Consider the following 20,278-nt stretch of genomic DNA (forward strand, 5'->3'; position numbering starts at 1 on the left):
GGCACGCTTTAGGCAAGCAATTGCCTCGATCTTATATGATCTTCTAAGGCTCTAGGGAGGCCCAAAAGGAAAGAAATTGCGATGCGGCACCTCGAAGTGACGCTCGACGACAAATTTCTGCTCACCGAGGGGCGTGTTTTCATCACCGGGGTCCAGGCGCTGTTGCGCGTCATGATGGACCAGCACCGGCTTGATCGCGCCGCTGGGCTGAATACGGCAGGCTTTGTGTCTGGCTACCGCGGATCGCCTCTCGGCGGTCTGGATCAGCAGGCGGGACGAGCCGCCAAGCACCTGAAGGCGGAAGAGATCGTCTTCAAGGAAGGCCTGAACGAAGACCTCGCCGCGACCGCGGTGTGGGGCAGTCAGCAGGCCAATCTGTTCCCGGGCGCGCGCTACGACGGCGTGTTCGGCATGTGGTACGGCAAGGCGCCCGGCGTGGACCGGACCGGCGACGCCTTCAAGCACGCCAACTTCGCCGGCGTCTGGCCCAAAGGCGGGGTGCTGGCGGTGGCCGGCGACGACCACAACTGCAAGAGCTCCACGCTTCCTTCCCAATCCGAATACGCCTTCCAGGACTTCGAGATGCCCGTGCTGGCGCCGGCCGACGTGCAGGAAGTGCTGGACTACGGCCTGCTGGGATTCGCCCTGTCGCGCTTCTCCGGCCTGTGGACCGGCATGATCGCCCTGGCCGACACCATGGACTCAGGCGTCACCATCGACGTGGGTCTGAACCGCCACCAGTTCGTCCTGCCGGAGAACTTCCGCCTGCCGGCTGGCGGGCTGGGCATTCGGCTGAAGGATCAGCCGCTCGACAAGGAGCGGCGGCTGCGAACCCAGAAGATCCCCGCCGCCCTGGCGTTCGCCCGGGCCAATCGGATCGACCGGGTGATGCTGGGCAGCCCGCGGCCGCGCCTCGGCATCGTGTGCCAGGGGCAGGCCTACAAGGACGTCATCGAGGCCTTCGCCGCCATGGGCATCAGTCCGGCGGAAGCCGCGGGGCTGGGCGTCGCCATCTACAAGGTCGGCATGCCCTGGCCGCTGGAGCCCACGGGCATCCGGGCGTTCGCGGCGGGTCTCGAGACCCTGATGGTCATCGAGCACAAGCGGCCGCTGATCGAGACGCAGGCGCGGGCGGCGCTCTATGACCTGCCGGCCCATGCGCGGCCTCGGATCATCGGCAAGACGGACGAGAACGGCGGGCCGCTGCTGTCGCAGCTGACCTCGCTGTCGGTGGCGGAAATCGCGCTGGCGATCGCCGACCGCCTGCCGCAGGGGCCGCACAGCGAGCGGGTCAACGACTACCTGAGCCGGGTCTCGGCGGCCTCCATGGCGGCGGTGACCCTGGCGTCGGACCAGCAACGCAAGCCGTTCTTCTGCTCGGGCTGTCCGCACAACACCTCCACCCGCCTGCCGGAGGGCTCGCGGGCGCTGGCCGGGATCGGCTGCCACTACATGGCCAGCTTCAACGATCCGAACACGGACCTCACCAGCCACATGGGCGCGGAGGGGCTGACCTGGATGGGGGCCTCGCCCTTCACCGAGGAGAAGCACGTCTTCGTCAACCTGGGCGACGGGACCTACAACCACTCGGGCTCGCTGGCGGTCCGGGCGTCGGTCGCAGCCGGTTCGAACATCACCTACAAGCTGCTCTACAACGACGCCGTCGCCATGACGGGTGGCCAGCGGGCGGAGAGCGGGTTCACGCCGGCGCAGATCACGCGCCAGCTCGCCTCCGAAGGCGTGAAGAAGATCGTGATCGTAGCCGCCGAGCCCGAGCGCTACGAGCAGGTCACCGACCTCGCCCCCGGGGTCGAGGTGAAGCCCCGGTCCGAGCTGATGGCCGTGCAGAAGAACCTGCGCGAAATCCCCGGCGTCACCGTGCTGCTCTACGATCAGGTCTGCGCCACCGAGAAGCGGCGCCGGCGCAAGCGGGGCAAGATGGATGCGGCGCCGCGGCGGGTGATGATCAACCCGCTGGTCTGCGAAGGCTGCGGCGACTGCTCCAGAACCTCGCACTGCGTGTCCGTGGAGCCGCTGAACACCGAGTTCGGCCGCAAGCGGAAGATCAACCAGTCGAGCTGCAACCAGGATTACAGCTGCCTGGACGGCTTCTGCCCGTCCTTCATCACCTTGGAGGGCGCGGAGAACCCCCACCGCGAGGCGATGCCGGCGCTGACCGCCGACTCCACGCCCCTTCCGCAGTTCGAGACGCTGGAGGGCGTGCGCAACGTGGTGTTCACGGGCGTGGGCGGCACGGGCGTGACGACCGTGGCGTCCATCCTGGCCATGGCCGCGCACGTGGACGGCCGCGCCGCCTCGGTGGTGGACATGACGGGCCTAGCCCAAAAGGGTGGGTCGGTTTTCAGCCACGTGCGGATTGGCGAGACGGAAGAGACCATCGTCGGCGGCCGGGTGCCGGCGGCCAGCGCTCATGTGCTGATCGCCTGCGACCTGTTGGTGGCGGCCAGCGCCGAAGCGCTGTCGCTCTATGCCAAGGACCGGACGGTGGCGTGCGGCAACGCCGATTTCGCGCCGACGGCCGAGTTCGTCACCTCGCGTGACGTGCGCTTCGACGGCGACGCCCAGGCGCGCCGGATCGCGGCGGCGGTGAAGTCGTACGAGGCGATGCCCGCCCAGAACCTGGCGGTGAACAACCTCGGCGACGCGATCTACGGCAACATGATCATGCTGGGTTTCGCCTGGCAGAAGGGCCTGATCCCGGTGTCCAGCCGCGCGCTCTATCGGGCGATCCGGCTGAACGGCGTCGATGCGGAAGCCAACCTCCAGGCCTTCGAACTGGGGCGGAAGGCGGCGCACGATCCGGAAAGCCGCGGCAAGCGCGAGGATGACACCCCGACGCCGGAGACCATGCCGGTGGACGAGCTGATCTGCCGGCGCGGCAAGGAACTGGCCGCTTACCAGAACCAGGCCTACGCCGATCGGTATCTGGACACGGTGGAGAAGGTCCGTCGGGCGGAAGCTCGGCTGGGTTCGGAAGCCTTGACCCGCGCGGTGGCCACGAACCTCTACAAGCTGATGGCCTACAAGGACGAGTACGAGGTCGCGCGCCTCTACACGGACGGCCGCTTCGCCAAGTACCGGAACGAGACCTTCAAGGGCGGCAAGACCAAGGTCTGGCTGTCGCCGCCGCTGCTGGCCCCCAAGGGGCCGGACGGGCGACCCAAGAAGATCGCGTTCGGCGGCTGGATGCTGGATGCGGCGTTCCCGGTGCTAGCCAAGATGAAGGGGCTGCGCGGGACGGCGCTGGACGTGTTCGGCTACACCGACGAGCGGAAGATGGAGCGCGGCCTGATCCGCGACTACCAGGCCGGTGTCGAGAAGCTGATCGCGGGCCTCACGCCCGAGCGTTTGGGGACGGCGGTTCAGATCGCCAGCGTGCCGCAACAGATCCGCGGCTTCGGTCACGTAAAGGACGCTGCGGTTGGTCCGGCCAAGGCCGAGGAAGCCCGGCTCTGGGCGCAGTGGGACGCGCCGGAGGCTGCAGCCCCGTCGGGTGCTGCGCACACGGTGCTGGCCAGCGTGTGAACTGAACGCCGATCCGTCCAAGCGGCGGGGCGGCGGCCCTGGTGTCCGCACGTCTTGGTTGCGCTCGCTTCCACTTGCGCGCATGCTCGCCCACAGAAATGGAGAGCAAAGCCATGCGCCGGTTCCCGTTGGTTCTCGCCCTCATCGCGGCCACCGCCGCCTCAGCGGCCGCTGCGCAGACGGCGGGCGGCGGCGGAAGCGCAGGTGGCGGGAGCAGCGGCGGCGGGGGCAGCAGCGGGGCTCAGCCGAGCGTCAGCAGCGGGCGTGGGTTCACGCGTTTCCCGGACGGCATGGACGCCATCTATCGGATCCAAGCTGAAATGTTCCGGCAGAACCTGACGCGGATCGCGCAGGACGCCGATCAGCGCGTGCTGGTGCACCGGGCCATGCGGGTCGGCGATGTCGTGCGCAAGGGCGACTGCGCGGGCGCCGAGGCCCTGGCGCGGGCGGAAGGCGATGCGCCCATGGCGGCGCGTGTGGTGCAGTTCTGCGAACCCGGCAAGGGATGGAACCGCCAGGCCCGCCAAGCCCTGCGCAGTCGCGGCTAAGAGGCGCCCGCCGCGGCGGGCGTGGCCGAGTCACAAGAGAGTAGAGCAGTCGGACGGCGTGGTGCACCTGACCCGCACCGGCCGCCAGCCGACTAGCGGACGCCGCCTTGGCGGTTTCCAATTCGGAGTTGAAGCGTTAGCGCTGGGTGATGGCCGAATTCGATTTCGATGCGGTGGTCGTTGGAGCGGGCGCCGTGGGCCTCGCCTGCGGCTATGCTCTGGCAAGACGCGGGTTGGTGACCGCGGTTCTGGAGGCGGAGGCCGCAATCGGCCAGGGCGTCTCATCGCGCAATTCCGAGGTGATCCACGGGGGGCTCTATTACGCCACCGGCTCGCTCAAGGCGCGGCTGTGCGTGGAGGGGCGCCGGGCGCTCTACGCCTTCCTGGATGCGCATCATGTTGAATACGACCGGTGCGGAAAGCTGGTGGTCGCCACCACGCCTGAGGAAGCGGCGCGGCTGGATGCGATCTTCGACCAGGCGGTGACAAACGGCGTCGAAGGCATGGCCAAGCTGAGCGGCGAGGAGGCGCGGGCCATGGAGCCCGACCTCCGCTGCATCATGGCGCTGCATTCCCCCGAAAGCGGGGTGTTCGACAGCCATGGCTACATGCTGGCGCTGCAGGGCGAGATCGAACAAGCGGGCGGGGCGGTGGTGCTGTCGACGCCCTTCGAGGGCGCCAGCGCGCTGGACGGCGGCGGCTTCGAAGTCCGGGCCGGCGGGGCCGAGCCCACGGTGCTGACTTGCCGGTATCTTGTGACCGCCGCAGGGCTGTCGGCGCAGGGCGTCGCCCGACACATCGACCGCTTCCCTGTCGAGACCATCCCGGAGATCCACTACGGCAAGGGCATGTACTTCCGGCTGGCCGGAAAGGCGCCGTTCGCTCGCCTGATCTATCCGCCGCCCGTACCCGGCTCGGTCGGCGCCCATTACCGGCGGGACCTGGGCGGGCAGGGCGTGTTCGGGCCGGACCTGTCGTTCGTGGACGAGCTGGACTACAGCGTCGATCCAGAGGCGGCGGGACGGTTCTACCGCAACATCCGGACCTTCTGGCCGGACCTGCCGGACGACGCGCTGTCGCCGGACTATGCGGGCATCCGTCCCAAGCTGCATGGGCCCGGCGAGCCGCAAGGCGACTTCCGCCTGGACGGCGAGGACGCCCACGGCATTGCGGGCCTCGTTGCGCTGTTCGGCATCGAAAGTCCTGGGCTGACGAGCTCGCTGGCGATTGGCGAGGAAGTGGCCGCGAGGCTGGGTCTCTGAGGCGATAGCCAGCCGGGGCGAGCCCGGCCGGCTTCGTCGTTTTCGAACGTTAGCGCGGGGCAATCCGCATGATGCGCCCAGGATCTGAGTCGATGGCCACGTAGAGCGCGCCGTCCGGACCAACGATGACGTCGCGGATGCGTTCGCCCAGGTCCGTCAGCAGGCGCTCCTCCCCGACCACCTTGTCGTCGTCGAGCGAGAGGCGCACCAGCGCCTGTCCGGCCATGCCGCCCACGAAGACGCTGCCCTTCCAAGCCGGGAACAGGTCGGCGTTGTAGAAGGCCATGCCGGACGGAGCGATCACCGGATCCCAGTAGTAGACCGGCTGCTCCATGCCTTCCTTTTGAGTGATGCCCGTCAGGATCGGCGCACCCGAGTACTCGATGCCATAGGCGATGGTCGGCCAGCCGTAGTCGCGGCCGGGCTTGGGGATATTGATCTCATCGCCGCCCCGCGCGCCGTGCTCGATGGTCCAGAGTTCGCCGTTGCGAGGGTTGATGGCGGCGCCCTGGATGTTTCGGTGGCCGTAGGACCAGATCTCAGGCTTTGCGCCGGCGCGGTTCACGAAAGGGTTGGACGCGGGGACCGAGCCGTCCGCGTTCAGGTGGATAACCTTGCCCAGCGTGCCGTCGAGCCGCTGCGCCTGCATGCGTCCTTCATCGATGGAGCGCTCGCCCGTCGTGACGAACAGCGTGCCATCCGGAGCGAACACGACGCGCCCGCCGTAGTGGAGGGTGGACTTCAGCGAGGGGGTCTGGCGCCAAATCACCTGCACGTTCTCAAGCCGCGGCGCGGCGCCGGTGGACGACACCAGGCGGCCGCGACCGAGGGCGGTGTGGTTGCCGCTCTGGTCGCCTTCCGAGAAGACGAAATAGACCAAACCGTTACGGGCGTAGTCCGGGTGAATGGCCAGCCCCAGAAGACCGCCCTGGCCGCGGGCGTCGACCTTGGGCACGCCGGCGATAGGGGCTGAGAGCTTGCCGTTCTCGAACAGCCGCAGATTGCCGGCCTTTTCCGTGATCAGCAGGGCGCCGTTTGGCAGGAAGGCCATGCCCCAGGGTTTGCCGATGCCGGTGACATAGTCCTGCGCCTGGAAGGCCACATTGGACCGGACCTCCGGCACGCGGGTCTGGCCGGCGAAGGCGGCGCGCTGGTTCGGGGCGTTAGGCGCCGGCTGCTCAACCGGCGCGCCGGACGCTGGCGTGGAGGCGGGGGCGGCAGGCTGCTGTTGGCGCGCCTCGCCATCGGATCCACCGCAGGCGGCCAGCAATGCCGCCAGCGCGGCGGTGATCATCAGTCGCTTCATCCGGCTTTCTCTCCTCGTCCCGAAACTCAGATCGAACCCGCCACGTGGGCGAGGGCGTCCTTTGGCGCGGCGCCTTCCAGATGGATCAGCGACCACACGGCATAGAAAAGCAGCGGCCAGCGCTGACCGCCATCATCAGCTGCAAAGCTTGCCTTCACGGCGTTCGGATCGCGGACCCGGCGGACCGCGTCCAGCCGGCTGATCCGCTCGCCCACGTCACGGGCGCGAGGCGCGATCCAGGCCTCGACTGGAACGGTGAAGCCCTGCTTGCGGGCCCAGGGCTCGGCGGCCGGGCAGGCGCGCTCCAGCCACTTGCGCAGGATCCACTTGCCGAAGCGACCCTGGACCTTCATTCGGTCCGGCAAGGCCCAGGCGAAGGCGGCGACCTCCGGGTCCAGAAACGGGGTGCGCCCCTCCAGTCCATGCGCCATCAGGCACCGGTCGAGCTTCAGCAGCAGATCGTTGGGCAGCCAAGTGGCCACGTCCGCCCACTGGGACTTCTGCAGATTGCTGAGTTCGCGGGGCGCAGCCGCCGCCTGCCGCCAGCGGGCCAGCACGCCGGGATCGTCCGTCCGCGGCTCGGCCGGACGGCCGCCCAGCCAAGTCGGGCGCAGCGCGCGGCGATAGCGGCCGTAGCCACCGAACAGCTCGTCGCCGCCTTCACCTGTCAGCACGACGGTGAGGTCGTGCTTGGCCGCTTCAGCGAGTTTGTAGGTGGGCAGGGTGGCGTAGTCGGCGGTTGGGTCGTCCAGCGCCCAGGCCACTTGGGGCAGTATCCGCCAGAAGTCCTCCTCGCCGAAGGTGGTCTCCCGCCAATCGAGGTCGAGCGCCCGGGCGATCCTCTCCGCCTGGCGGCGCTCGTCCCGGGCGCCGGGCGCATCGAAGCCGCAGGTGAAGGCCGTGACCGGACGGCTGTTCAGCCGAGCCATCAAGGTGGCGATGGCGGCCGAGTCGATCCCGCCGGAAAGGAATAGTCCGTAGGGCACGTCCGAGCGCTGATGGACGCTCACGCTGTCTTCCAACACGGCGTCGAGGTCGCGCAGGAGAGCTTCCTCCTCGCTTCGGCTGGGGCGGACGGTGGGAAGAGGAGGGCGACGGCGGGCTTCGACGATGCGCCCATCCTTCACCTCGACCACCTCTCCAGGCGCCAGGCGCCGGAGGCCGCGGAAGATGGTCTTCTCGCCCAGCACATAGTTGAAGGCGAGCAGCTCGCGGCCGGCGTCCTCGTCGAGCTCGGCATCCAGAAGACCGGAGGCCAGGAAGCTGCGCGGCTCGGAAGCGAAGGCGAGACCGCCGGCGTGCTCAAGCAGGTAGAGGGGCTTGATGCCAAATGGATCGCGCGCGAGCCAAGTGCGCCCGTCCGCGCCGATCAGGCACAGGGCGTACATGCCTCGAAGCTTGTCAAAGGCGGCGGGACCTTCCTGAGCGTAGATGTGCAGCAGGGGCTCGAAGTCGGAACCGGTAGAGAGCTTGCCGGCCAGTTGGTAGTCGCGGGCGAGCTCCCGATAGTTGTAGATCTCGCCATTGCCGATCACCGTGCCGCCGGCCGCGTGCATCGGCTGCCAGCCGCCTTCCAGGTCGATAATGGACAGCCGGGCGTGAGCAAAGGCCGCGCCGTGCGCGTGCTCGACCCGCACGCCGTCAGGGCCGCGATGAGTGATGGCCCCGATCATGGCGCGCGTGGCGCGATCGGACTCGGCGGGATCGGCGTCGAGGACGCCCGCGATGCCGCACATCAGGCGGCCCCGTAGTCGGCGAACAGCGCCTTCCAACGCGCGACGACGGCCTCTTCGGAGAACTCGAGCTTCACGCGTGCGGCGCCCCGCTCGATCATCCGCTCGCGCAGCTGGGAGTCGGCAAGAACCCGGTGCACGCCTTCGGCCAAGGCGACGGGGTCGTTGACGGGCACGAGCAGGCCGTCGCGGCCGTCGTCGATCAGCGCCTTCGGTCCCTGGCTGGCCGCGGCCACCACTGGCAGGCCGTGGGCCCAGGCCTGGATCACCACATTGCCGAGGGGCTCATAGCGGGAGGGGAAGACGCAGACGTCTGCGGCCCGGTAGAGCGCCGAAGGATCGGTGCGCCAGCCCAGGAAGCGGACGCGGCGCTCGACGCCCAGGGCGGCGGCCATGGCCTTCAGCTTCGCTTCCTGAGGACCCACGCCGGCGATCCAAAGCCAGGCTTCGGGCACTCGGGTCAGCGCCTCCAGCGTGACGTCATGCGCCTTGGCTTCGTGCAGGCGGCCCATGGACAGAAGCAGCGGCGCGTCCTGCGGCGTCGACAGAGCCGCACGGTTGACGGGGGCCACGTCCTGGGCGGGCCGGGCGAAGTTCGGGATGAAGCGCACCCGGCCGGCCGGCCAGCCCTGGTTGACGATCCACTCGGCGATATCTTCGGTGTTGGCCACCAGCTCGTCGAAGCCGGCGTAGTACTTGAGATTGTAGTAGCCGCCGAGGCGACCGATGCGCGCCCACGGTCCCTTCGGCGAATGGCGCGCAGCGCGGTTCATCCACGCCAGGGTGAGCTGCGCGCCTTGCAGCTTGGCGTATCCGGCGGCTGCGGTGCGCGTGAATATGTCGAGCGGGCCGCCGAAGCCGAGCACCTTGGTGGGCACGCCCGCGGCTTTGAGCGCGGCCTCCCGTCCAGGATTGCGCCGCAGGGCTGCCGCCTGAGGCAGGCCCGCACGCTGCAGGGCGGTGACCAGGTCGACGAAGTAGGTTTCCGCCCCGCCTTCGCCGGCCGTGCCTAAGAGGTGGAGCACGCTCATGCGCCGGCGAACCTAGCGGTTCGCGATCGTTCGCCCAAGCCGCTTGAAGGGACGAATTTTGATGCCTATAACCCGCGCCTCGCTCGCGAGACCCGTGGCTGGGTAGCTCAGATGGTTAGAGCGGTGGATTCATAACCCACAGGTCGGCGGTTCGATCCCGCCCCCAGCTACCACGGTCTCGCAGCGACGTTCGCCACATCGTCCACCAAGGCCGCCGAGTCGATGACGGTGGATTTGTTCGGACGCGAACAATCTTTGGAACGCTTCTGCCGCTCAAGTGTTTTCAAATGTTAGTTCTCAGCTCGGGGTGGCGCTGAGCCGCACGTCTGAGGGGGCGACGCGCTTAATCAGCCGTCGAAGAGTGCGGGTGCGTGGATGAGCCTTCCTGCCTACGACAGCGAGAGCCGGTTCCGGCTGCTGATCGAGGCCGTCAGCGACCATGCCATCTACATGCTGGATCCTGAGGGGCGGGTGCAGACCTGGAACCCGGCGGCCGAGCGGATCAAGGGCTACACGAAGAGCGAGGTCGAGGGGCAGTCGTTCGAACGCTTCTTCACGCCGGAGGACCGTGCAGCGGGCGCGCCCCAGGACATCCTGCGCCGGGCGCGCGAGCACGGCCGGGTGGAAAGCGAAGGCTGGCGGATGCGCCGGGACGGCAGCCGGTTCTGGGCCCTGGCCACTGTGCACGCCATGCGCAGCGAGGCGGGGGAGCTGATCGGCTTCGCCAAGATCACACGTGACATGAGCGAGCGCCGGGCGGCGGAGCAGGCCCTGCTGGAGAGCGAGCGGCGCTTCCGTCACCTCGTCGCCGGCGTCGTGGACTACGCGATCTACATGCTCGACGTGGACGGCACGATCTCCAACTGGAACCGCGGGGCGGAGCGCATCAAAGGCTACACATCCGACGAGGTGGTGGGCCGGCACTTCAGCCTGTTCTATTCGCCTGAAGACCGTCGGAGGGGAGCGCCAGCCGCCGCGCTGGAGCGGGCGCGCGCCGAAGGGCGGTTCGAAGCCGAAGGGTGGCGCGTGCGCAAGGATGGCCAGCACTTCTGGGCATCGGTGGTGATCGACGCGATCCATGACGACGAGGGCCGGCTGATCGGCTTCGCCAAGATCACCCGTGACGCCACAGAGCGGCGGAACGCGCAGTTGGAGCTGCAGAAGGCTAACGAGCGGCTGGCGCAGGCGCAGAAAATGGAGGCGATCGGTCAGCTGACGGGGGGCGTCGCCCACGACTTCAACAATCTCCTGATGGTGGTCAGCGGACAGGCCGAGCTGCTGCGCCGGCGCCTGGCGGATGACCCGCGGGCTGCAAAGGCGCTGGACGCCATCGACATGGCCTCACGCCGAGGCCAGGACTTGACGCGCCACCTTCTGGCCTTTGCCCGCCGCCAGCGGCTGCGGCCCATGGCGGTCGCCCTCAGCGATCGAGCCGCTGCGCTTCAGGAGGTGCTGGACACCAGCCTTGGCCGATCCATTCACGTGACGGTCGACCTGCCGGAGGCGCTTTGGCCTGTGGAGGTCGATCCCGGAGAGCTCGAACTCGCCCTGCTGAACATGGCGGTGAACGCGCGTGACGCCATGCCGGGCGGCGGCGCCATCAGCATTCGCGGCGAGAACCGAACCCTGAAGGCTGGGGAAGTGGAGGACCTGGCAGGCGACCATGTGGCGCTGACGATCCAGGACACCGGTCAAGGCATTCCGCCCGACATTCTGGCTCGCGTCTTCGAGCCGTTCTTCACAACCAAGGAGGTGAACCGGGGCACGGGCCTTGGCCTGTCGCAGGTCTATGGCTTCGTGCAGCAGTCCGGCGGGCGGGTGACCGTCGACAGCCATCTGGGGCGCGGCACCACGTTCACCATCTACCTTCCGCGCACCAACGCCGATCCAAAAGCGCCCGCGGCGACGCTGCAGGTCGGAGCGCCGCGGGGTGTGAGCGTTCTGGTGGTGGAAGACAATCCGGAGGTGGCGGAGGTCGCGGCCGGGCTGATCGAGCAACTCGGCAACCAGGTTCGAGTGGTGGGCAGCGCTGAGGCCGCGCTACGGGCGCTGGAGGAGGGCCCGCAGCCGGACCTGGTGTTCAGCGACATCGTGATGGCCGGCGAGATGGACGGCCTGGCCCTGGCGCGGCGGCTTCGGGAGGAGCGGCCGGGCCTACCCGTGCTGCTGGCCACCGGCTACAGCCGCGCAGCGAACCAGATGACGGACGAGTTCCCGATCCTGGCCAAGCCCTATCAGCTCTCCGATCTGAGCCGCGCCTTGGCCAAGGTGCTGGCCAGCGGCGCTCCACAGAGCGAGGCTGTCTGAGCGGTCAGGCAGCGCGCATCGAGGCGACCTGCTCGACGATGTGCGCACGATAGAGCACCGCCAGCAGGTCCGTCTGGGTGATCACCCCAACCAGCACGCGGTTCTCATCCACCACCATGGCCTCGTGCGCCTGGCCGCTGGAGAGCAGGGGCAGGAGAGCCTCGATCGGCGTCGAGGGGCGCACGCGGTGCACGAAGGGGTCCAGCACCTGCTCCACAAGCCGCCGGCGGCCGGCCAGCAACTCGGCGCGGCGGACCATCCCCACCACACGACCTTCGACGTCGATGACGGGCGCGGTGCGCAGGTCGTGCTGTTGCAGAAAGCTTAGGGCGCTTTCGGCCGTCTGATGCGCATCCACGCTGATCACATCGCGCGACATGATGTCCCCGCAGCGGATCTCGGAGTGGATGCGCCGGTGCGCGGCCAATTCCACCTGCCGGAAAAGGGCGTCCAGGTCTTCGCGGCTGACGTCCAGCAACTCGCCGTAGTGGGCAAGGGCCGAGTCCAGGTCGGCGGGGGTGTAGCCGACCCGCTCCGACGGCGGCCGGTCGCGCGAGCCGTGCGTATTGGCCGCGGGAGCCGCAGCTGGGGCGCGATGCGGATAGGAGCGGCGGCTTGCCCTTGCGTAGGCCATGCCGGCGACCACCAGCAGCACCGAACAGAGACCCACGGGCGCTAGGGCGAAGGCGTACGCCGCTGGCCCGCCTGCGGCGCCAGCCAGGGCCGCGCCCAGCGCCACCGCGCCTCCGGGTGGGTGGAGGCAGCCGAGGAGGGACATCAGCAGGATAGCCATGCCCACCGCCACCGCGGCGGCCAGGGCCGGCTGCGGCAGGAGCAGTGCGCAGGTCACACCGACCACCGCCGACAGGATGTTGCCGCCGATGACGCATCGCGGTTGGGCCAAGGGACTGGCTGGAACGGCGAACACCAGCACGGCTGAGGCGCCGATCGGCGGGATCAGGAGGGGGGACAGGTGCGGACCGCCGCCGGCGAGAGCCCGGGCGAGCAGGCCGGTGGCGGCGATGCCCAGCAGGGCGCCCGCGGCGCCCCGCGCGGCGTCAGCCGGCGAAATCGGGTGGCGGCCGCGCAGCAGCGCGCGGGGATCGAAGCTCATTCCTGCTCTGTGCCAGAGCGGGCGAGCCGCGGGAAATGCGAAACTCTGAGGCGCCCTGCAGTTTTTCGACGCAGGAGGCCAAAAATATGGACGCCCCGGCCCAAGAGCCGAGGGCGTCCACGACGTGGCTGGGGGCCCGTCTTAGCGGAGAGCGCCGCCGAACAGGTTCGAGACCGAACCCAGGTCGGCGCCAGCGTCGTTGCGCGCCTTCAGCGTGCCGCCAAAGGTGTAGCGTAGGCCGATGCGGAAGGTGTTGGCGTCGAGGCCGAGGTCGTCGCTGTTCAGGTGCTCGTAGGCGCCCGTGACGCTCCAGGGCGTGCCGGCGAATTGGTATTCAGCGCCCACGCCGGCGGTCCAGCCGTCCGCGTCGCCGAAGTCGCTGTCGAGGGTCAGGGCGCCCAGCGAACCCTTCACGACGAAGTTGTCGGTGTAGAAGTGGCGAAGCTCGGCCCGCACGGCCCAGCCGTCGACGTTCAGATCGTCGGCGTTCGCGTAACCCAGCTGGCCGTACAGGGTGGTGGACGCGCCCAGGGCGAACTGGCCTTCGACGCCGCCGCCGACAACATCCACATCATCGCTGTGGTCCACGCCCACGAAGCCGCCGATCAGGCCGCCGGAGATGGTGGTGTTCAGGTGGCCCGTGGCCGACAGGGTGGTCTCGTCGTCACCGTCGGAGTCGGAGAAAGTCGCCGCGCCCTCGATCAGCGCGCCCAGCGAGCCGGCGTCGAAGCGGATCGCCCCTTCCAGCTGGCCAGCGTCCGCGTCAGCGTCGCCCAGGCCGTCGATCTCGACGTTGGAGCGGCCGTAGTTGGCGCCCACGTGGCCAATGGTTTGCGCGCCGGCCGCGGTGGCCGAGGCGAGCAGGGCGAAGGCGGCCGTGGTGGCCAGCAGGGTCTTGGTCATAAGCAATCCCAATCAACTAAGGGTGGGCGCCTCTAGAGAAGCTTGACTGCAGCAGCAACCAAGGAAGCTCGACGGGACGGGGATTGCTCGTAGGTGTGGCGTAGCGGTCACAGCCGTGCGCGCTAGGCCCCTAGTGCGCAAGGGTTTTGCGCTTCCTGGCATTCTGAGGGTCGGCGAACCCGCCGTCGGGCAGGCGCTGACGTGGGCTCCGCTGACCGCGGCGGAGATCCGCGCCGCCGCCGCGCAGAACCCTCAGGGCGCTTGATAGACCTTGGGCGCCGGAGCGATGGCGATCGGCCCCAGGGTGGTCATGCCGGCCTGGAAGGTCAGGGTGGCTTGGGCGGTGTCGCTGGCGCCTTGGCGAGCGGCGGCCACCGCCGCCGCGGCGTTGGCCCGCTCGGGCGGGATCACTTCCATCTCACCCATAGCGCCAAGGGCGCGGGGCGCCTGCTTGAGGCTGACGTTCAGCACGCCGGTGACGCGCCCGTCGCGGCCCACTGACAGCGTGCCGCTATTGGCGCCGATCAACGCTTCGCCCGCGGTGACCCCAGCCTGGCGCACGCTCATCTGGCCGCCGGCGGCCACCCAGTTGCGCACGGCGTCGGGCCAGTTGTCCCCCTTGAAGGCGCTGATCTTCGATAAGGTGGCGTTCCAGACCATGTCCACCGGCTTGTCGCCGGCGATGCGGGCGAACAGGCCTGAGAGGCGGGCCTTGCCCTGATCGACCCGGGCGAACACGCCCCCTTCGTCGTCCGGCCCGGCTCTGAGATGGATCTCGACCTTCTGGGCGGCCGACAAGGCGAAGGGCTGGGCCCCCGGGCCGGGCCGGAACGCGAGGTCCAGACCCTGGAAAGAGACGCTGGGCGGGTGGCTATCGAGATGGGTCAGGCTCGTGCGGATCACGCGACCGGTCACGGTCACGGGGCCGCCCACCGGGCGAACAAAAGTCAGACCCTGCGGTGCGGCCAGCATCCAGGAGGTCGGCGAGATCAGATAGGCCTCGCCTTCCAGCACCGGCGCCTGCAGAGCCCAGCCGGACGGTTCGGCTACCCGCGCATCGCGCAGGGTGACATCCATGCGGAACGGGAAGCCGCCGATGCTCCGCTCGGCCCAGGTGATCCGGTAGCCGGCCTCGTTCAACTGAGCGACGGCCGCGTCCATACGCGTCTGCGCCTCGCCCCGCGCCCAGAACCAGACGCCGCTCCAGGCGATGGCCAGGATGAGGGCGAGAACGAACGGCAGGTAGAGGAACAGCCGACGGGGTTTGCGGGGCGCTTCGGGATCGTGCACAGACATGGCCCTTCTTTAGCGCGGGGCGGGATGTCGGACGAGCGCTGGGTCTTCGGTTACGGTTCCCTGATGTGGCGGCCGGGCTTCGCGTTCGCGGAGCGGGAGCCTGCGACGCTCCACGGCCGGCGCCGCGCCTTCTGCATCTATTCCGTCCACCACCGGGGAACGCCGGAGCGCCCGGGATTGGTGCTGGGGCTCGCGCCGGGCGGCGCCGTGCGCGGCATGGCCTACCGGGTCGCCGAGGCCGACTGGCCAGAGGTTTACGCCTATCTGCGTGAGCGTGAGCAGCCCACCGAGACCTACTATGAGACGGCGCGCCCCGTCCGCCTGGCGTCAGGACGAAGAGTGGACGCCTTGGTGTTCCTGTCGGATCCAGGGCACGCGCAGTGGGCGGGCGCGCTGAGCCTGGAGCGCCAGGCCGAGCTGATCGCCGGGGCGCGTGGGCTTTCCGGCCGCAACGTCGAGTACCTGCGCGATCTGGTCGAGCACCTGCGTGAGGCCCGCATCCGCGACCAGGCCATGGAGCGCCTCCTGGCGCTGGTCGAGGCGCGCGAGCTGCAACTCGCCGGCTAGCGGCCGAGCTGGCCCTTCAACTCGTCGATCTTCTTGGACGCTTCAGCCTTGGTGAGGTCCTCGGCCGGCGGCTCCTCGTGCGCTTCTTCCGACAGCGTCGTGAGGTAGGACGCCTGGGCGCCGGTCATCGGCTCGTCGCCAGTGACCCAGTTGTCCGGGTCCTTCTGGGTGTTGGAGCCCGGATTGGGGTCCAGCTTGGGATTGTGAAGTTCGTGCTCTTGGGCCATGTCGCCGCCTCCGAAGTTCTCGTTCCGTTCTGAACGGGCCGGCGGCTGCAGGGTTCCAGCCTAGAGGGGAAGCAGTCGGGCGGAGGCGGTCTCGATGCGGTCTTCCAGGATGCGCATGAACTCGGCGCGCTTCAGGCCCGGCGGGATCGGCTCCAGGTATTCGAAGACGATCGTTCCGGGTCGGCGCAGGAAGCCGCTGCGGGGCCAGTGGACGCCCGAGTTGGTCGCCACGGGATGCACGGGAACGTCGATCTCGCGGTAGAGGGCGGCGATGCCGGGCTTGTAGTCCGCAGGCTCGCCGGGGACGGTGCGGGTGCCCTCCGGGAAGATCACCACCTGGCGACCTTCGGCGAAGCGCTGCTTGGCTTCCCGAACCAGCTTCTTGAGGGCGGTCGCTCCGGCTTCGCGGTCGACGACGATGGTGCGCACTCGCGTGGCGTACCAGCCGAACCAGGGGATCATCATCAGCTCCTTCTTCATCACAAAGGAGGAAGCCGGCAGCCAGGTGAACTGGGCAAAGACGTCGAGCATGCACTGGTGCTTCGGCGCGACAAGCGCGGCGCCCTGCGGAATGTGCTCGAGGCCACGAACCTCGACGCGAATGCCGCAAACTCGCAGCAGGACCAGCAGGCCCCGAGCCCAGAACCGGAACATGGTGAGGATGAGCTTGGGCGGACCCAGCAGAATGGGGGTGCAGGCAAGCGCGACGACCACCGACCACACATAGAAGAGCGCCACGAACAGCAGCGAGCGGATGGTGGTCACGGTCAGTCCTTCTGCTGGCCGGGCGCTTGCGCGGCGGTGGGCGTCTCGCGGGGGCCAAGCCCAAGCACCGCTTCGCGGCCGAGGATCGCCAGATACTTGGAATACTCCACCACCATCAACCGGGCGGCGCGTGGGCTGCGCCACCAGCGGCGGTTCTTCAGAGCCGGAGTCGGCACCGCGTAGGACTGCAGCTGGTACTGCGGCTCGGGCAGCACGGCCCGAAGCTCAAGCATCGCGCGCGGCATGTGGTAGTCGGTGGTGACGATCGTCAGGGTGTTGTAGCGCATCGCCTGGGCCCATTCGGCCGTCTCCCGGGCGTTGCCCACAGTGTCGGCGGCCGTGAATCCCAGGTCCACGCAGCAGTCGTACAGGCGGCGCACAGCGCGCGAGACGGTGCGGATGTCCTCCCGGCTGGCTTCTCGGTTGACGCCGGAGACCAGCACGCGCTGGCCAAGGCCGTTTTCCAGCAGCCCGACCGCCGCGGCGATGCGCTCGTTGGAGTTGGCCCCGGTAAGGGTCGCGATGCCCTGGCTGAACCGCGGCTGGGGCGCTGGCGTCGACTGCTGGACCCGGTGCGCGTAGGCGAAGAGGCCCGCCAGCCAGATCAGCACCAGCACCAGAAAAGCGGCCACCGACCTCATTGCATCTCCCGGATCAGCGCACCGGCGGTCAGGCGCGCGGCCGCGGCGGCGACGCCAGCGGCCAGAAGCGGGCAGGGTAGCACGACCAGAAGATCCGCCCAGGCGACGGGCAGGGCAGGCGTGATGCCTTCCCCGCCGCCGATCAGGCGCAGCACCGCGCCGCAGCCGGCCGCAGCGAGCGCGCCGAAGGCGCCGCCAACCGCCGCCACGCGGGCAAAGCGCATCTGGAACAGTCGGGCGATGAAGCTGTCCTCCGCACCGGTGAGGTGAAGCACCTCGACCACGTCGCGCCGTGCGGCGAGCCCGGCGCGGGTGGCGTAGGCGATCACCGAGGCCGCCGCGCCGGCGATCAGCAGGAAGACGACGCCCCCGAGCGCGCGCGCCACGCCCGCGGCCTTGCGGATGTCGGCGATCCAAAGGCTGTGGTCGTCCACGGAAGCGTCCAGTCCCTGGGCGCGCAGGACGCGGTTTAACGCGTCCGCGTTCGCCGGAGCGTCACGCGCCAGGGTCACGGCCACCAAGCGCGGCACCGGCAGGTCCTCCAGATCGCTGATGTCCCCCAGCCAGGGGCGGATCAGGTCGTAGGCTTTTTCCGGCTCTAGAGCGCGGGCCTCGGCGACCCCGGGAACTCCGGCGAGTGCCTCGGTGGCGCGGGCCGCAGCCGCATCCGGCGTTTCGCCGCCCCTGGCGCGAACGACGACAGTGGCCTCGCCGGTCAGCTGCCGGCTCCAGCCGCTTGCGGCGCGATCGGCCGCGACCACGCCAAGCGCCGTCAGGCAGGCCAGGAAGCAGAGCACCGCCACCACGAAGATCAGCGAGGCGTCGCGCGCATCCCTTTCCGGGAGGAAAGGCGCTGGGCGCCAGCGGACGGGGTCGAAGATCTGGCTCATGCCTGAGCGGGCCCTTGCGGCGGTCGCAGGCTGAGGCGGCCATTCTCCAGGTGCAGGGCGGGACGGCCGGAGCGGGCGACCATGTCCTGGTCATGAGTCGCGATCAGCACCGTGGTGCCCAGCCGGTTCAGCTCGACGAAGAGACGATAAATCCGAAGCGCCATCTCGTGGTCGACGTTGGCGGTGGGCTCGTCGGCCAGCAGGATCTCGGGGCGGCCGACCACAGCCCGGGCGATGGCCAGGCGCTGTTTCTCGCCGCCGGCGAGCGTGGCCGGCATGGCGTGCATCCGCTGCCCGAGCCCGACCCAGGCGAGCAGCTCGGCCACGTCGTTGCGGTAGTCGGGCGGCTGATGTCCGGCCAGCCGCAGGGGGAGGGCGGCGTTGTCGAACGCGGTCAGGTGTTCCAGCAGCAGGAGGTCCTGGAACACAACCCCGATCCGGCGGCGAAGGTGCGGCCGCTCGCGCACTGGCATGTGGGCGACGTCATGGCCGAAGAGATGGATCAGGCCCTTGGACGGCCGCGCGGCCAGGTAGATCAGCCTGAGCAGCGAACTCTTGCCGGCGCCGGAAGGGCCCGTGATGAAGTGGAACGAGCCGGGCGCCAAAGAAAAGCCGAGGTCGCGCAGCACGTCGGGTCCACGGCCGTAGCGCATGGAGACGTCATCAAACCGGACAATGTCGCCCTCGGCGTCGATCGCCGCAGTGACGTTAGGGTTTCTGGACATGAAGGCCGAAATCGGCGACCTCGAAGGAGGTTGCTGGAGCGTCCGATTCGGCCGTCATGATACTGACCTGTCCAGAGTGCGCCACCAGCTATTTCGTGGACGATGCCCGCATCGGCCCCGAAGGGCGCCGCGTGAAGTGCACCAGCTGCGGGCACCGCTGGACGGCGCGACTCGCGGGTCAGGAAATCGACCCCTTCGACGACCTGATGGTCGAGCCGCCGCCCGAGGTGGTCGCCGAGGCGCCGCCTGATCCCCTGCCGTCCGACGTCGCTCCCGACGATGATCTCGTGGTGGAAGGCCCCGATCCTGCCGCCCTGCGCCGCCAGGCCCTCCGAGCCGCCGCCAAACCGTCCGCCAAGTCGGAAGGCCGCTCGGCCGCCATGCTTTGGGCGGGTATGGCCGCGGCTGTGGCGGCCCTGGTCGCCGGCGTAGTGGTGTTCCGCAGCGAAGTGGTCCGCCTGTGGCCGCAAAGCTCCGCCGCCTTTGCTGGCGTCGGGCTGGAGGTCGCCGGCGCCGGGCTGGTGATCGAAGGGGTCAAGGGCCGGGCCGTGATGGTGGGTGGCCAGCCGGCGCTCGAGGTGAGCGGCCAGCTGCGCAACGCACGAGATGCGACCACAGAGGCTCCGCCGCTGCGGGTCAGCCTGCTGGACCGGCGAGGCAAGCCGGTGGCCGCCACAGTCGCCACGGCGGCGAACCCGGAGGTGCCGGCCCACGGCAAGCGCTACTTCGCTGTGTCGATCCTCAACCCGCCTTCGACCTCGCACCAGCTGGAGGTCAAGTTTGACGCGGGCGCGAAGCCCGAGCCCGAGAAGGCCGAGAACGGTCACGGGCCTGCAGCCGTTGAAAGCAAGGCCGCCCCCGGCGCCTCGCACGAACATGAACCCGAACATGGCTGATCCCGTCACGGAGATCCTTGTCACCGAAGCCGAAGTCGCCGCGCGAGTCGAAGCCTTGGCGCGGGAGATCGCACCTCGCATTGACGACGAAACGGTGGCTGTCTGCCTGCTGACCGGCGGGCTGTGGTTCTGCTCGGACCTGATGCGCGCCCTGGCGCGGCAGAACCGCTTTGTTCGCTTCGATGCGCTCTGGCTGGCGTCCTACAAGGACGAACGGGTGAGTTCCGGCCGCTGCGAGGTGCGGGCCGACATGCAACGCCCCCTGGTCGGCAGGAAGGCGCTGGTCGTCGACGACGTGTTCGACACCGGCCTATCGCTTTCGGAAGCCGCTCGCCTGGTGAAGGACTCTGGCGCCAGCGAGGTCCTCACCGCGGTGTTCGCGCGCAAGCCGTGGCCGACTGCAAGGGCCATCGAGCCCGACTTTGTGGCTTGGGAAGCTCCTGCGCGGTTCCTGGTCGGGTATGGCATGGACGCCGGCGGCGCCATGCGCGGCCTGCCCTACATCGGCGCGATGGACTAGG

The 20,278-nt window shown here is 69.1% G+C and carries 18 protein-coding genes and 1 tRNA gene; 8 read left to right on the plus strand and 11 right to left on the minus strand.

Features of this window, described 5'->3' with window-relative positions:
* The first annotated feature begins 81 nt into the window (after window positions 1–81).
* The 3 genes from DJ018_RS09375 (at window position 82) to DJ018_RS09385 (ending at window position 5,356) form a co-directional block, all read left to right on the plus strand.
* Window positions 82–3,546 carry an indolepyruvate ferredoxin oxidoreductase family protein gene (locus tag DJ018_RS09375; protein WP_111514548.1) on the plus strand — a complete coding sequence of 1,155 codons (3,465 nt, stop codon included), beginning with the start codon at window positions 82–84 and terminating at the stop codon, window positions 3,544–3,546.
* Between the two features lie 113 nt (window positions 3,547–3,659).
* A complete protein-coding gene (locus DJ018_RS09380; protein ID WP_111514549.1) occupies window positions 3,660–4,094 on the plus strand; it encodes a hypothetical protein in 435 nt (144 codons plus the stop codon).
* A 149-nt stretch (window positions 4,095–4,243) separates the two neighbouring features.
* Entirely contained in the window at window positions 4,244–5,356 is a 1,113-nt protein-coding gene (locus tag DJ018_RS09385) for an NAD(P)/FAD-dependent oxidoreductase (RefSeq protein ID WP_111514550.1), read from the plus strand.
* A 49-nt stretch (window positions 5,357–5,405) separates the two neighbouring features.
* Here DJ018_RS09385 and DJ018_RS09390 read toward each other — a convergent pair whose 3' ends face one another.
* Genes DJ018_RS09390 through DJ018_RS09400 form a run of 3 tightly spaced genes read right to left on the minus strand, consistent with a single transcriptional unit; the run spans window position 5,406 to window position 9,426 of the window.
* Window positions 5,406–6,662, minus strand: a complete 1,257-nt coding sequence (locus tag DJ018_RS09390; protein WP_111514551.1) for a PQQ-dependent sugar dehydrogenase — start codon at window positions 6,660–6,662, stop codon at window positions 5,406–5,408.
* Window positions 6,663–6,688: 26 nt separating this feature from the next.
* Window positions 6,689–8,398, minus strand: coding sequence for an asparagine synthase (glutamine-hydrolyzing) (gene asnB / locus DJ018_RS09395; protein ID WP_111514552.1), 1,710 nt, complete (start codon window positions 8,396–8,398; stop codon window positions 6,689–6,691).
* On the minus strand, window positions 8,398–9,426 hold the full coding sequence (locus DJ018_RS09400; RefSeq protein ID WP_111514553.1) for a glycosyltransferase: 1,029 nt from the start codon (window positions 9,424–9,426) through the stop codon (window positions 8,398–8,400). The genes asnB and DJ018_RS09400 overlap by 1 nt, the downstream gene beginning before the upstream one ends.
* Window positions 9,427–9,522: 96 nt before the next feature.
* Between DJ018_RS09400 and DJ018_RS09405 the strand changes: the two genes are divergently transcribed.
* A tRNA-Met gene (locus tag DJ018_RS09405) sits at window positions 9,523–9,599 on the plus strand.
* Between the two features lie 202 nt (window positions 9,600–9,801).
* On the plus strand, window positions 9,802–11,733 hold the full coding sequence (locus DJ018_RS09410; protein WP_111514554.1) for a hybrid sensor histidine kinase/response regulator: 1,932 nt from the start codon (window positions 9,802–9,804) through the stop codon (window positions 11,731–11,733).
* Window positions 11,734–11,737: 4 nt separating this feature from the next.
* On the opposite strand, the gene DJ018_RS09415 is transcribed toward DJ018_RS09410, so the two are convergent.
* From DJ018_RS09415 to DJ018_RS09425, 3 genes are all read right to left on the minus strand, one after another.
* Window positions 11,738–12,847, minus strand: a complete 1,110-nt coding sequence (locus DJ018_RS09415; RefSeq protein WP_111514555.1) for an HPP family protein — start codon at window positions 12,845–12,847, stop codon at window positions 11,738–11,740.
* A gap of 141 nt (window positions 12,848–12,988) precedes the next feature.
* Complete coding sequence (locus DJ018_RS09420; protein ID WP_111514556.1) at window positions 12,989–13,750, minus strand: outer membrane protein; 762 nt, start codon at window positions 13,748–13,750, stop codon at window positions 12,989–12,991.
* 252 nt (window positions 13,751–14,002) lie between these two features.
* Window positions 14,003–15,046 (minus strand): DUF2125 domain-containing protein, encoded by a 1,044-nt coding sequence (locus DJ018_RS09425; RefSeq protein WP_111514557.1) that lies wholly within the window; start codon window positions 15,044–15,046, stop codon window positions 14,003–14,005.
* A gap of 24 nt (window positions 15,047–15,070) precedes the next feature.
* On the opposite strand from DJ018_RS09425, the gene DJ018_RS09430 reads away from it, so the two are divergent.
* The gene (locus DJ018_RS09430) at window positions 15,071–15,613 is read left to right on the plus strand and encodes a gamma-glutamylcyclotransferase (RefSeq protein ID WP_111514558.1); all 543 of its coding nucleotides are present in this window, start codon (window positions 15,071–15,073) and stop codon (window positions 15,611–15,613) included.
* Here the strand turns inward: DJ018_RS09430 and DJ018_RS09435 are convergent.
* Genes DJ018_RS09435 through DJ018_RS09455 form a run of 5 tightly spaced genes read right to left on the minus strand, consistent with a single transcriptional unit; the run spans window position 15,610 to window position 18,861 of the window.
* Window positions 15,610–15,840: a DUF3072 domain-containing protein gene (locus DJ018_RS09435; protein ID WP_111514559.1), complete on the minus strand. Its 231-nt coding sequence runs from the start codon at window positions 15,838–15,840 to the stop codon at window positions 15,610–15,612. The two genes, DJ018_RS09430 and DJ018_RS09435, sit on opposite strands and share 4 nt — an antisense overlap.
* A 60-nt stretch (window positions 15,841–15,900) precedes the next feature.
* On the minus strand, window positions 15,901–16,605 hold the full coding sequence (locus DJ018_RS09440; RefSeq protein WP_111514560.1) for a lysophospholipid acyltransferase family protein: 705 nt from the start codon (window positions 16,603–16,605) through the stop codon (window positions 15,901–15,903).
* 2 nt (window positions 16,606–16,607) lie between these two features.
* A complete protein-coding gene (locus DJ018_RS09445) occupies window positions 16,608–17,246 on the minus strand; it encodes a YdcF family protein (protein ID WP_111514561.1) in 639 nt (212 codons plus the stop codon).
* Window positions 17,243–18,136: a cell division protein FtsX gene (locus DJ018_RS09450; protein ID WP_111514562.1), complete on the minus strand. Its 894-nt coding sequence runs from the start codon at window positions 18,134–18,136 to the stop codon at window positions 17,243–17,245. Before DJ018_RS09450 ends, DJ018_RS09445 begins: the two co-directional genes overlap by 4 nt.
* Window positions 18,133–18,861 (minus strand): cell division ATP-binding protein FtsE, encoded by a 729-nt coding sequence (locus tag DJ018_RS09455; protein WP_240609487.1) that lies wholly within the window; start codon window positions 18,859–18,861, stop codon window positions 18,133–18,135. Before DJ018_RS09455 ends, DJ018_RS09450 begins: the two co-directional genes overlap by 4 nt.
* 56 nt (window positions 18,862–18,917) lie before the next feature.
* Here DJ018_RS09455 and DJ018_RS09460 point away from each other — a divergent pair, with 56 nt between their 5' ends.
* Entirely contained in the window at window positions 18,918–19,757 is an 840-nt protein-coding gene (locus tag DJ018_RS09460) for an MJ0042-type zinc finger domain-containing protein (RefSeq protein ID WP_111514754.1), read from the plus strand.
* Entirely contained in the window at window positions 19,738–20,277 is a 540-nt protein-coding gene (locus tag DJ018_RS09465) for a phosphoribosyltransferase (protein ID WP_165842842.1), read from the plus strand. The genes DJ018_RS09460 and DJ018_RS09465 overlap by 20 nt, the downstream gene beginning before the upstream one ends.
* Window position 20,278: the final 1 nt, after the last annotated feature.

It is taken from the genome of Phenylobacterium deserti, assembly GCF_003254705.1.
Taxonomy (GTDB): domain Bacteria; phylum Pseudomonadota; class Alphaproteobacteria; order Caulobacterales; family Caulobacteraceae; genus Phenylobacterium; species Phenylobacterium deserti.

Coding starts and splice junctions, on each gene's coding strand:
- DJ018_RS09455 (WP_240609487.1), bottom strand. CDS start 18,861: ATGTCCAGAAACCCTAACGTCACTGCGGCGATCGACGCCGAGGGCGAC.
- DJ018_RS09465 (WP_165842842.1), top strand. CDS start 19,738: ATGAACCCGAACATGGCTGATCCCGTCACGGAGATCCTTGTCACCGAA.
- DJ018_RS09450 (WP_111514562.1), bottom strand. CDS start 18,136: ATGAGCCAGATCTTCGACCCCGTCCGCTGGCGCCCAGCGCCTTTCCTC.
- DJ018_RS09430 (WP_111514558.1), top strand. CDS start 15,071: ATGTCGGACGAGCGCTGGGTCTTCGGTTACGGTTCCCTGATGTGGCGG.
- DJ018_RS09445 (WP_111514561.1), bottom strand. CDS start 17,246: ATGAGGTCGGTGGCCGCTTTTCTGGTGCTGGTGCTGATCTGGCTGGCG.
- DJ018_RS09460 (WP_111514754.1), top strand. CDS start 18,918: ATGATACTGACCTGTCCAGAGTGCGCCACCAGCTATTTCGTGGACGAT.
- DJ018_RS09375 (WP_111514548.1), top strand. CDS start 82: ATGCGGCACCTCGAAGTGACGCTCGACGACAAATTTCTGCTCACCGAG.
- DJ018_RS09380 (WP_111514549.1), top strand. CDS start 3,660: ATGCGCCGGTTCCCGTTGGTTCTCGCCCTCATCGCGGCCACCGCCGCC.
- DJ018_RS09415 (WP_111514555.1), bottom strand. CDS start 12,847: ATGAGCTTCGATCCCCGCGCGCTGCTGCGCGGCCGCCACCCGATTTCG.
- DJ018_RS09435 (WP_111514559.1), bottom strand. CDS start 15,840: ATGGCCCAAGAGCACGAACTTCACAATCCCAAGCTGGACCCCAATCCG.
- DJ018_RS09410 (WP_111514554.1), top strand. CDS start 9,802: ATGAGCCTTCCTGCCTACGACAGCGAGAGCCGGTTCCGGCTGCTGATC.
- DJ018_RS09400 (WP_111514553.1), bottom strand. CDS start 9,426: ATGAGCGTGCTCCACCTCTTAGGCACGGCCGGCGAAGGCGGGGCGGAA.
- asnB (WP_111514552.1), bottom strand. CDS start 8,398: ATGTGCGGCATCGCGGGCGTCCTCGACGCCGATCCCGCCGAGTCCGAT.
- DJ018_RS09390 (WP_111514551.1), bottom strand. CDS start 6,662: ATGAAGCGACTGATGATCACCGCCGCGCTGGCGGCATTGCTGGCCGCC.
- DJ018_RS09420 (WP_111514556.1), bottom strand. CDS start 13,750: ATGACCAAGACCCTGCTGGCCACCACGGCCGCCTTCGCCCTGCTCGCC.
- DJ018_RS09385 (WP_111514550.1), top strand. CDS start 4,244: ATGGCCGAATTCGATTTCGATGCGGTGGTCGTTGGAGCGGGCGCCGTG.
- DJ018_RS09425 (WP_111514557.1), bottom strand. CDS start 15,046: ATGTCTGTGCACGATCCCGAAGCGCCCCGCAAACCCCGTCGGCTGTTC.